The following is an 11,560-nucleotide window of genomic DNA, read 5'->3' on the forward strand; positions in this document are numbered from 1 at the left end:
TCACGACGCCAGTGCGTCCGGGTCGAAATTCAAGATGCTGTCGGCAGAGGACAGAATGTCCTCTTTGAGCCCGGCCACTTCTCCCAAAAGGGTTGCGCAGTAATTGCGCGCCAATAGCGCTCGAAGGCTGCGGGCTTTCGGGTTATCCATCCCGGACCTGAGCGCTCCCTTGGTCAACAAGGCACCGCCAAGTGTAACACCCGCCAACCGTAAGAAGGGTGTCGCACCTGCCAAGGCATCGTTCACCCGACCTTCTGCTTGTGCAGACAACATCCAGTCGGTTGCATCTTCCAGATCCGCCAAAGCAGCGTTCAGGCGAGCGCCTGCCGTTCCAAGATCATCCCGATTGGACTGGATTGCCTCATCGGCAACCTCCCTGAGTTCCTGAATGAACCCACGCACATGATCACCGCCAGACAGCGGCAGTTTGCGCATGATCAGATCAATCGACTGAATTCCGTTGGTGCCTTCATAGATCGGCGCAATGCGAGCATCCCGCAGATGTTGGGCGACGCCGGTTTCCTCAACATAGCCCATGCCACCATGGATCTGGACACCAATAGAGGCGACCTCGACGCCGAAATCCGTCGAAAGCGCCTTGGCGATTGGTGTCAGAAGACCCGCACGCTCTGACCAGAATGTTTTTTGGTCCCGGTCGGTTGCAGTGTTCGCCATATCAATAGCATGCGCACAGGCATAACAGATGGACCGAGCCACTTGCGTCCGCGCGCGCATTCCAAGCAGAGACCGCTTGATGTCCGGATGGTGGGCAATCGGGGCCATACCCTCTTCTTTTTGGCCGGGGACGCGGCCTTGTTTGCGCTCCATCGCGTAGGCGTAAGCGTCCTGACAGGCCCGCTCGGCCACTCCAAGACCTTGAACGCCAACCGCCAGCCTTGCGTTGTTCATCATCGTGAACATGCAGGCGAGGCCCTTGTTTTCCTCACCGATGAGCCAACCGATAGCCCCATCATTGTCGCCATAGATCATGGTGCAGGTCGGGGAACCATGAATACCCATCTTGTGCTCAACACCTGCGCAGCGAACATCATTGCGGTCACCAAGAGATCCATCTTCGTTGACCAGAAACTTTGGAACCAAAAACAGCGATATACCGCGCGTGCCGGCTGGAGCATCCGGCAATCTTGCAAGCACAAGATGGACAATGTTGTCCGTCATGTCGTGCTCGCCATATGTGATGTAAATCTTCTGCCCGAATATCCGATAGGTGCCGTCTCCAGCACGCTCAGCCTTGGATTTCAGGGCATTAAGGTCTGACCCGGCTTGCGGTTCGGTCAGGTTCATGGTGCCCATCCATTCGCCGGACACCAGTTTTTCAAGATAGGTCGCCTTTAGCTTATCCGAGGCGTGCTTTTCCAACGCCTCGATCGCACCGATGGTCAGTGTCGGCCCAATAGCAAAAGCCATGGACCCTGAGTTCCATAACTCAAGCGCTGCGGTGGATAGCATTTGAGGCAACCCCTGCCCGCCTGCACTCTCAGGAGAGGACAGCCCGTTCCAGCCACCTTCGATCCAACGGTGATACAGCTCTTTCCATCCCGGCGGCGTAGAGACCTCACCGTCCTTCAGAGGAGTGCCGTGCGTGTCCGCCACCTTGTTCAAAGGGGCGATTTCCTCAGATGCGAACCGGCCGGCTTCTGTTAGAATTGCATCTACAAGATCGTCGGCCAGATCAGGATAGACCTCTTCGGATTGCAAGTCTTTCAACCCGCAGACCTCCCGCAATGTGAAGGCGATTTCCTCAACAGGTGCGCGATACACGGCAACCCTCCCCTAGCTTTTCAGGCCTGTTTTGATCTGCCCGATTATTGTGTTTCCAAGAGACGTCTTGACCTTGGAGCATCCGCGCCGCACAAGGCGAGATGGCTGACTTTGATTTCAAAGTACCGCCGTTTACGTAAACGTCAACCCTAGACCTGAGAAGAATGTCAGGTACGGCCCTTCGGCCACGTTTTCGGAGCGAAAGATGAAGCGTTGGACTATCAGCAGCCAGTCAGAGAATGAGCTGGACACAGCCATGCTGAGCACCGTTTCAACGGCCCTGAAGGCTGGAGACTTGGTTGGCGTTCCGACTGAAACGGTCTACGGGCTTGCCGCAGATGCGTCTAATCCTGAAGCTTGCGCGCGTATTTTCGAAGCCAAGGGGCGTCCGCAATTCAATCCGCTCATTTCCCATGCCGATACGTTGGAGACCGCGCGCCAACACGGTGTGTTTAATGCAAAGGCAGACCGGCTTGCAGCGGCTTTTTGGCCGGGCCCTTTAACACTTGTTCTGCCAAAACGGGAAACGTCCTCGATCTCTGATTTGGCAACGGCAGGTCTGGACAGTGTCGCCCTTCGTGTTCCGGCAGGTGCCGTGATGCGGGCACTTGCGGCTGAAACCGGATGCCCGCTTGCTGCGCCCAGCGCCAACCTTTCCGGCAAGATCAGCGCTACGACTGCAGATGATGTCATTGCAGATCTCGGCTCGTCTGTTGCCCATGTCATTGATGCTGGCCCCTGTCCGGTGGGTGTTGAATCTACAATTATCGCTTGCATTGACGATCAGGTGCGTTTGCTGCGTCCCGGCGGCGTACCAGCAGAAGATATTGAGTGTGTTTTGGGCCATCCACTCGACGTTGTTCGGGCTGCAAATGACACCAACCCGCAAGCACCCGGGATGCTCACGTCTCATTACGCCCCCGGTGCCAGGGTGCGGTTGGAAGCTGATCACGTAGAGGCAGGCGAGGCTCTTCTCGCATTTGGGCCAGCATCGCTTCCCGGTGCGGACACAGCAAATGCAGTCTTCAATTTGAGCGAAAACGGTGATCTTCGTGAAGCCGCCACACGGCTGTTTGCCGGATTGCGGGCGCTTGATGCCTCAAAGGCCCAAACAGTTTGCGTGCAACATATACCGCAAGAAGGTCTTGGAGCTGCCATTAACGACCGCCTCCGCCGTGCGGCAGCGCCAAGATAAGGCAGCCTTTTTTCAGAGGTTAGTTTCCGTTAACGCATTTTTCTCAGACACAACTCTTAGGTTACATCTCGAATATCACCCCTGATTGCAATCCAGACAACAGGGTGAATTGACAAATAGAGTATCGTGAATTCCCAAGTCACTGTGGTCACTTAGCACCAGCATTCTTCTTCACCTTTGTCTAACTGCCCCCAAAATCCAAGTTTATGCACATGTGGCCTGCACGGTAACAGTAAGTCACTCCTCCTACCGCCCGATTTTCCGCTAATGTTGTTCCTAGAGATTGGGAATGCGGCGGACCTCCCTACGAGCCTTTGGAGCTCGCACCTCACAAGACCCTGACACCACGGTGCGGGGTCTTTTTTTGTCTGATGGTCCAAAGTCCATATGTCCGACAGACGACATCCCTTAGCAAATTGTCTTACGTCTCCCATTGATCAGGCATGTTGACACTGTTGCGTCTCAGAGGCTCTGATGGCGGCAATCTGTTTCCCGAGTTCATGGATTCTATCTTTTGTCGACGCTCCTCATTCAGCATCCTTCTTATCTCGACCACCTCACTCCTGTTGGGCATCCCGAACGCCCGGATCGTCTGCGCGCTGTGGACCGCATTTTGGAGCACGAGAAATTTCAACCGCTCGAGCGAGACATAGCCCAAATCGGTCGGATTGAAGACATCGCCCGCGCGCACCCGATGTCCTATATCGACGACCTGCATAATCTGGCGCCAGAAGAAGGGCTTGCACGCGTGGATGCAGATACCACCCTGTCGCCGGGGTCATGGGAGGCAATTTTGCGCGGAACCGGTGCGGCCTGTCAGGCAGTCGACGAGGTCGTTTCAAAGAAGGTCAATAATGCCTTCAGCGCCAGCCGCCCGCCGGGACACCATGCCGAAAAAGACAGGTCCATGGGCTTTTGCTTCTTCAACAATGCTGCAGTAGCAGCGCGCTACGCCCAAAATGTTTATGGCCTTGACCGGGTCGCGATCATTGATTTTGACGTCCATCATGGCAACGGGACGCAGGACATCTTCTGGAACGACCCCACTGTAATGTACTGCTCCACCCATCAAATGCCGCTCTATCCCGGCTCTGGTGCTGCCAATGAGACCGGTGAAGCTAATACAATCGTCAATGCGCCGCTGAGCGCCGGAGACGATGGCACCATCTTCAAGGAGGCCATGGAAACTGTCATCTTGCCACGGCTTGAAACCTTCTCGCCGGAACTCGTGATCATTTCGGCCGGTTTTGATGCCCACTACCGCGATCCGCTCGGCGGGCTTAATCTCGTGGAAGCCGACTTTGCCTGGGCGACCCGTGCCTTGATGGATATCGCTGACAAAAGCTGCGATGGGCGTGTCGTCTCTCTTTTGGAAGGTGGCTACGATCTGGAGGGGCTTGCACGATCGGTTGCCGCTCATGTCATCACCTTGATGACCGGATAGCCATTAAAAACACTGACACGTTTTATGCACGGCGGTTTTCATGCGCACTCTTGACTGGAGGCGGCAGGCAAGCGACGGTCTGCGCTCCATTTATAAAGTCAAATCCCGAGTCTGATTGCCCATGTCCGAGACATCCGCCGCCGCTGACATCCCCACTCTCTCTTTTGAAGACGCCCTGAGACAGCTCGAAACGATTGTAAAGGAGCTGGAACAAGGCAACGTTCCGCTAGAACGCAGCATAGAGATGTATGAACGCGGATCGGCGTTGCGCAAACACTGCGACAAGCTTCTTCAAGCCGCTGAAGCAAAAGTTGAGAAGATCCAGCTGGACAAGGATGGCAATGCAGCCGGCAAAACCGATCTGGATGCCGAAACCGTTTAAAGGCGGTTGAACCTCTACTTAGCTTAGCTCATCGTCCTCCCCGATCCGCGTTCGCACTGTCTGGACGAAATGAGTTTGGCCAGATTATTGTCTTCCAATGACATGGGTTTCGATTGACGACGAGTTTCAGCTTCTGGAGGCGATCCAGAAGTGCGCCACATCTCCTGACGCTTGGGAGATGGTTTTGGAGCAGGTTGGTTCTGCTCTTGGCGGCACACCCTACCTTCTGGAGGTAGGCGTGGATGCTGAACTGGTCGGCAGCTTTTCCAAACGCGAACCTTTCGCAGCGCTGGCCACGTATCTCGCCCAAGGAAAAATCGAAAGCGGTGTTAGTCCACTTTCCTTCCTGATCCATGAAGCCCCGCTCAACTATCTGTTCTGCAAGTCCCGAATACTCACCGCACGAGGCGACGACAGCACAACCGACGAGCGATTTGTCCATTTTGAAAATCAGGTCGGATTGTTGACACCGGTTTGGCGGCCTGTTCGCAAGACCGTCATTTTTGGAATCCTGTTTGACTCACTGCCCGAGCCAGAAAGCCAGAGGGCAATGGTGCGCGCGACCTTCTTGAGGCTGGCGAAGACCATCAGTTCCACATTGTCCACTAATGCCAGTTTTGAGACGGTCCGCTCGATTAACGGCCTTTTGAATATCCAACTGGAGACCGCCCATCATTGCTCGGCATTGGTGGATGGAGATTTGCGTCTCATTTCTGCGTCGCCCCCTTTCCGCCAGTTGCTCGCCGATGGCACACTGTTCAGCCTGAAGGAAGGCATTCTTTCGGTTCATGACCACGGGGCGGAAAACCTGCTGGCGAAAGCGGTCAGCGGATCACTGACAAAAACTGCCAAAGGTCGAAACCGAAAGCTGGATGCTGCCAATCCACAAGCGGTTGTCATACCCGACCCAACAAATGGCCTACAGGCCAGGGTAACCATCACCCATCTTTCACAATCCGAATTGCGCCTGTCCGGGACCGAACCGCCGCTGTTGCGGATAGAGGTGAAAAATCAGCGCCCGCTTTCAAAAGAGGTTATGGCGCTACTCAGTTCGTCCTACGGCTTGTCACAACGCGAGGCGGAGCTGGCATATCTCTTGGCAACTGTCGGCTCAACACCAGAAATCACCGAACAACTGGGAATAACCCGAAATACGGTGAAGACCCATTTGCGGAAGGTTTTCGACAAGACCGGCACGCAGTCCCAACTAGAGCTGGCCAATCTACTTCACCAAATGGGACAGCTTTTCGACTAAGAGCGCAAAGCCAATCGACTGGCATCCAGCCAAAAAAAAGGGCCGGAAACCGGCCCTGAAGTCAATCACTGTGCACGTGGCCCCATCGACCACGATCCATTTACTATGACAGTTCGCGGACAAATACATCACCCAAATGGGTGATTTCCCGGTTTAATTTTGGTTTCAGATAAAAATCCTTACAACCCATCGATTAGCTTCACCTATGACCTATGTAATTCTCTCAGGGCCAATGCCTCGAAGTTTGCACAGTTGGATTGCATGGTGTAAGCGTGCCCGCTTAAATGACCCTTTGGAGCTGATAGCCGCGTGACTTCCAAGCCTCACACCCCTCTTCTGGATCAGATCAAAACCCCTGCCGACATGCGCTCTCTTTCAGAAAGCGAGTTGATACAGCTGGCGGATGAATTGCGTGCAGAAACGATTGACGCCGTGTCCATGACCGGTGGGCATTTGGGGGCTGGCCTTGGTGTTGTCGAACTGACAGTGGCAATCCACTATGTTTTCAACACACCAGAAGACCGGCTGATCTGGGATGTTGGGCATCAGTGCTATCCGCATAAGATTCTGACCGGACGTCGAGACCGTATTCGCACACTGCGCCAGAAGGACGGCTTGTCCGGCTTCACCAAGCGAGACGAGAGCGAATACGACCCATTTGGCGCTGCGCACTCCTCCACTTCAATCTCTGCAGGCCTCGGTATGGCTGTTGCGCGTGACCTCAAGGGCGGCGACAACAATGTCATCGCCGTGATCGGGGACGGTGCCATGTCAGCTGGCATGGCTTATGAAGCGATGAACAATGCTGGGTCACTGGATTCGCGACTGATTGTCATCCTGAATGACAATGACATGTCTATTGCACCGCCGGTTGGGGCCATGTCTGCCTATCTGGCTAAGCTGGTTTCCGGACCGACCTATCAGTCCTTGCGCGGCGCGGCGAAAAATTTCGCAAAGAACTTTCCAAAACCGCTTCAAGAAAAGGCTGCTAAGGCTGAGGAATATGCTCGTGGTTTTTGGACGGGTGGAACGTTGTTTGAGGAAATGGGCTTTTATTATGTCGGTCCGGTCGACGGTCATAACCTTGAGCACCTGCTGCCGATCCTGAAAAATGTTCGTGACACGCATAACGGCCCGGTCCTCATTCATGCGGTAACGCAAAAGGGCAAAGGCTATGCCCCAGCTGAAGGGGCAAAGGACAAATATCACGGCGTAGCCAAATTCGATGTCATCACTGGCAAGCAGGCCAAGCCGAAGGCAAATGCACCGAGCTATACGAATGTCTTCGCCACGTCCTTGATCAAGGAAGCCGAGCACGACGACAAGATTGTCACTGTGACGGCCGCGATGCCGGACGGAACTGGCCTCAACCTCTTCCAGGATGCATTCCCGGACCGCACATTTGACGTGGGGATTGCCGAGCAGCATGGGGTGACCTTTGCCGCCGGGCTGGCCACGGAAGGGTACAAGCCGTTTTGTGCCATCTACTCCACCTTCCTTCAGCGCGCCTATGATCAGGTTGTGCATGACGTTGCCATTCAAAACCTGCCGGTCCGTTTCCCAATCGACCGCGCGGGACTGGTGGGTGCTGATGGCCCAACCCATGCGGGCTCATTTGACACGGCTTACCTAGCCTGCTTGCCGAACTTCGTTGTTATGGCAGCGGCGGACGAAGTTGAGCTTCGGCACATGGTGGCAACAGCTGCCGCCTATGATGATGGTCCTATTTCCTTCCGCTATCCACGTGGAGAGGGTGTTGGCCTTGACATGCCGGAGCGCGGTTCGGTTCTTGAAATCGGCAAGGGTGTTGTGCGCAAAGAAGGGAGCAAGGTTGCTCTGTTCTCCTTCGGAACGCGCATGGCTGAATGCCTGAAAGCTGCGGAAGAACTGGACATTGCGGGCCTATCCACCACCGTGGCCGATGCCCGGTTCGCAAAACCTCTCGATGTGGATTTGCTCTTGCGACTGGCGCGCGAGCATGAAGTGCTCGTGACCGTGGAAGAGGGCTCTGTTGGCGGATTTGGCAGCCATGTGCTTGGAATGCTTGCTCAGCATGGTGCCTTGGACAAGGGGTTGAAAATTCGGACGCTTTGCCTGCCTGACCGTTATATCGATCAGGGCAAACCGGATGGCATGTACGAAGAAGCTGGTCTTTCTGCTGCAGGCATCATGAAAACCGTGTTTGAAGCATTGGGCCGCGACGTTATTTCCCCATCCCAAACAGCCTAAGTACCGGCTCTTGCGAGTTTTGTAGTCATGCCAAGCAGTTATGCACCAGCTCGGGGTTCACTGCATGAGTTATGCATTTCAATTGATTGACAAACGCTGCGGCAACTGAAAATGCTGATCTGAACCAAGGACATGCGCCGGCAATTTGTCGGCGCTTTTCCTTTTGTTTTCAGGAGACCGCAAATGGGCCAATTGTTAGCCCCAATCTCGGCATTGCTGTTGTCCGTCGCGCTGTTCGTTTTCGGCCACGGCCTTCAGTCTACACTGCTGCCTCTCGCGGCATCAGCCGCTCAGTTTACCGATCTCGAGATCGGTGTCGTGTCTTCTGCTTACTTTGTCGGCATGGTGCTTGGCTGCTTGGGTGCGCCACATCTGATCCTTCGTGCCGGCCATATCCGAACCTATGCAGCTCTGGTTTCCCTGATGTCGGGCGCGGCGATCCTCCATCCGGTTCTGGTTGATCCGATCTCTTGGTCCGTCATCCGCGCCATTTCCGGTTTCTGTCTTGCCGCGTTCTACATGATTATCGAAAGTTGGCTGAACGAGCGAGCCACGAATGAGAACCGCGGTACCATCATGTCGGTTTACATTGTGGTCCTGTTTGGCTCGACAATGATCGGACAGGTCTCCATATCGGCGATGGATATCTCTTCCTTTGTTCCCTTCGCTGCTGCCTCTGTCATGGTCAGCCTTGCGGTGATGCCGGTCGCACTAACGACAACCACGCAGCCCGCGCCTATCGCTCTGGTTCAATTCCGCCCGATCAAACTCTACAAGAACTCTCCGGCAGCCTTGGTCGGCAGTATGATGGTTGGAGTTGCAAACGGCACGCTATGGACCCTGACCCCGCTTTACGGCTCTCAAATCGGCTTTAATACGGAACAAGCTGCCTTCTTTGCCGCGGCCATCATCGCCGGTGGCATGCTGTCGCAATGGCCAGCTGGTAAACTCTCGGACATGATGGACCGCCGTATCGTCTTGATGGGCCTTGCGGCCCTGACAGGTGTTTCATCCGTGGCCATCTGGTACTTCAGCCCAACGGCTTTCTACGCTGCAACCGGAATGGCACTTGTCATCGGCATCTTCTCTCAGCCTGCATACGCAATCGCTGTTGCGCACGGCTTTGACTATGCGGACCCAGAGGACTTCGTGGAAACCTCGTCGGGCCTTCTGCTCGCTTTCGGGATAGGCTCAATTGCAGGCCCGCTGTTTGCCTCCGTCATGATGCAAAAAATGGGACCGGGCGGGTTGTTCGCAATGGTGGCGGTTGTTGAGGCGCTGCTCGTCGTCTTCCTTGTCAAACGTATCCTGTCCCGCGAAGGCGTTGCTGCGGACGACAAAACAGACTTCGAATACTCAACTACAGCGCAAGTCGGTTCGGTCATCACGCCCGAGCCGCTTGACGTGGAAGCAGACAACGTCATTCCGCCGGAAGAATTCCCAGCCTATGAAGACGACATCTACAACTTCGACACAGTTGAAAATGAAGAGGATACAGACGGCTCCGAAGGCGTAGAAGCTATGGCCGAGACAGCGGACGCAAAGGATGCTGACACCGACACTGCGAAGCCGGAGAAGCCCTCCACGACCGGTTCGCCATTTCGGTGAAAAGCTGACCGGCTGCGGCAATTCGGTGCTCGACGTCCCGCGTAAAAACGACCATATTCGCGGCCATGTCCTCGACCAGCTCAACAATATTGCCTGCCCTGCGCACCGAACGCACACCACTTGTGTTGCTTGCAGCGCTCGGCATTGTTGTTCAGGTATTGGTGATTTCGCTGGGCCTTGCCACGTCACACGCCAACGCTGATGCTTTTGGACAGTTATGCGAACCTTCCAAGATGGAGGGCACCAGCCCTTCAGGTGGACATGCTGATGACGCCTGCGTGTGTGGTCCTGTCTGCCCGCACGGTGTCAAACTGCTGCCTCTCCCCGTCCACCTGTCATCGGCGCAAGATCCCAAGTATATTTCTACTGACAATTTTCCGAATGTTTGCGAAACTGAAACTGTTTACTCGTTAGAAAACAAGTCGATCCGCGCACCACCTTGCGTAACACCGTAATTCAAACGACTGACACTCTAATCTAACAGACGAGTAAATACATGACACTCTTCAAGACAATCATGGTCGCCGCTGCAATTTCTATGACTTCCGTATCTGCATATGCGGAAGAGGTAAAACTGGGTGATCTTACACTTTCAAATACCTGGACGCGCGCAACTCCTCCAAATGCGAAAGCTGGTGGTGGGTTTGTCACCATCACCAACAATGGCACTGAAGCGGATCGCCTGGTGTCGGCAGCGTCGGACGTCTCCAAACGCGTCGAAATTCACGAAATGGCTGTTGCTGACGGCGTGATGAAGATGCGCGAACTGGAGAACGGTATCGAGATCCCGGCGGGTGAGACCGTTGTTTTGAAGCCCGGCGGCCTCCACATCATGTTCATGGGATTGAATGGCAAGTTTGAAGAAGGCCAAGATGTCGCGGTTTCGCTGACTTTTGAGAACGCAGGAAGTGTGGACATTGACCTTTCGGTCGCAGCCATGGGCGCGAAGAAAATAAACCATGACCACGGTCATAGCCATGACCATGGGGATGGCCATGGTCATGATGGGCACAAGCACGACGACCATAGCGGTCACGGCAAGAACTGAGGGCGCAATGTCAGGAATGAAAATCCTGCGACTTGGAGCTTGGGCGGCGGTAGCCGTCCTTGCTGTCGCATCTGGTGTTCTGGTGTATCAACAGACCACTTCCGGTCCGGGCGGATCTGAACTTATTGATCCCGTTGCAACAATCGGCGGCCCCTTCGAGCTTGTCCGTGGTAATGGAACCCCGGTAACAGACGCTGACCTGTCTGACCGCCCGAAGGTGATGTTCTTTGGCTTCACTTACTGCCCGGACGTCTGCCCCACCACCTTGTCTGAAGTGCAAGGCTGGATCGACACGCTGGGACCGGACGCTGACAAGCTTCACTTTGCCTTTGTCACGGTCGATCCGGAGCGAGACAAGCCGGAAGTGATCAATGACTATGTTGCCGCATTTGATGATCGCATTATGGCCTTGTCCGGCTCCGTGGAGCAGATTGAAGCAGTCACGAAGGCTTATCGTGTCTACGCCAAGAAAGTTCCTCTTGACGACGGCGACTACACGATGGACCATTCAGCTGCTGTTTTCCTGATGAACAAGGACAACAAGTTCGTTGGAACGATCGCTTATGGAGAAGCAGAAGACACTGCGCTTGCAAAGCTGAAACGCCTGATTGCCAGCG

At 54.8% G+C, this 11,560-nt stretch carries 10 protein-coding genes; 9 read left to right on the forward strand and 1 reads right to left on the reverse strand.

The window, feature by feature from the left end; translation table 11 throughout:
* A complete protein-coding gene (locus tag TRICHSKD4_RS00550) occupies positions 1-1,782 on the reverse strand; it encodes an acyl-CoA dehydrogenase family protein (RefSeq protein WP_009465620.1) in 1,782 nt (593 codons plus the stop codon).
* Between the two features lie 205 nt (positions 1,783-1,987).
* Between TRICHSKD4_RS00550 and TRICHSKD4_RS00555 the strand changes: the two genes are divergently transcribed.
* The 9 genes from TRICHSKD4_RS00555 to TRICHSKD4_RS00595 all read left to right on the forward strand — a co-directional run.
* On the forward strand, positions 1,988-2,977 hold the full coding sequence (locus TRICHSKD4_RS00555; RefSeq protein WP_009465621.1) for an L-threonylcarbamoyladenylate synthase: 990 nt from the start codon (positions 1,988-1,990) through the stop codon (positions 2,975-2,977).
* A 514-nt stretch (positions 2,978-3,491) separates the two neighbouring features.
* Positions 3,492-4,421, forward strand: coding sequence for a histone deacetylase family protein (locus TRICHSKD4_RS00560; RefSeq protein ID WP_009465622.1), 930 nt, complete (start codon positions 3,492-3,494; stop codon positions 4,419-4,421).
* Positions 4,422-4,542: 121 nt separating this feature from the next.
* Positions 4,543-4,803: an exodeoxyribonuclease VII small subunit gene (locus TRICHSKD4_RS00565; protein WP_009465623.1), complete on the forward strand. Its 261-nt coding sequence runs from the start codon at positions 4,543-4,545 to the stop codon at positions 4,801-4,803.
* 97 nt (positions 4,804-4,900) lie between these two features.
* Positions 4,901-6,058, forward strand: coding sequence for a helix-turn-helix transcriptional regulator (locus tag TRICHSKD4_RS00570; RefSeq protein WP_009465624.1), 1,158 nt, complete (start codon positions 4,901-4,903; stop codon positions 6,056-6,058).
* Positions 6,059-6,367: 309 nt separating this feature from the next.
* Positions 6,368-8,287 (forward strand): 1-deoxy-D-xylulose-5-phosphate synthase, encoded by a 1,920-nt coding sequence (dxs, locus tag TRICHSKD4_RS00575; protein WP_009465625.1) that lies wholly within the window; start codon positions 6,368-6,370, stop codon positions 8,285-8,287.
* Positions 8,288-8,470: 183 nt separating this feature from the next.
* Positions 8,471-9,895, forward strand: coding sequence for an MFS transporter (locus tag TRICHSKD4_RS00580; RefSeq protein WP_009465627.1), 1,425 nt, complete (start codon positions 8,471-8,473; stop codon positions 9,893-9,895).
* 65 nt (positions 9,896-9,960) lie between these two features.
* Positions 9,961-10,350, forward strand: a complete 390-nt coding sequence (locus TRICHSKD4_RS00585; RefSeq protein ID WP_040615808.1) for a hypothetical protein — start codon at positions 9,961-9,963, stop codon at positions 10,348-10,350.
* A gap of 41 nt (positions 10,351-10,391) precedes the next feature.
* Positions 10,392-10,943 carry a copper chaperone PCu(A)C gene (locus tag TRICHSKD4_RS00590; RefSeq protein ID WP_009465629.1) on the forward strand — a complete coding sequence of 184 codons (552 nt, stop codon included), beginning with the start codon at positions 10,392-10,394 and terminating at the stop codon, positions 10,941-10,943.
* A partial coding sequence (locus tag TRICHSKD4_RS00595) for an SCO family protein (RefSeq protein WP_371256646.1) occupies positions 10,855-11,560 on the forward strand: 706 nt, incomplete at its 3' end. The genes TRICHSKD4_RS00590 and TRICHSKD4_RS00595, both read left to right, overlap by 89 nt.

Origin of the sequence: Roseibium sp. TrichSKD4, from assembly GCF_000148725.1 — a bacterium.
Taxonomy (GTDB): Bacteria; Pseudomonadota; Alphaproteobacteria; order Rhizobiales; family Stappiaceae; genus Roseibium.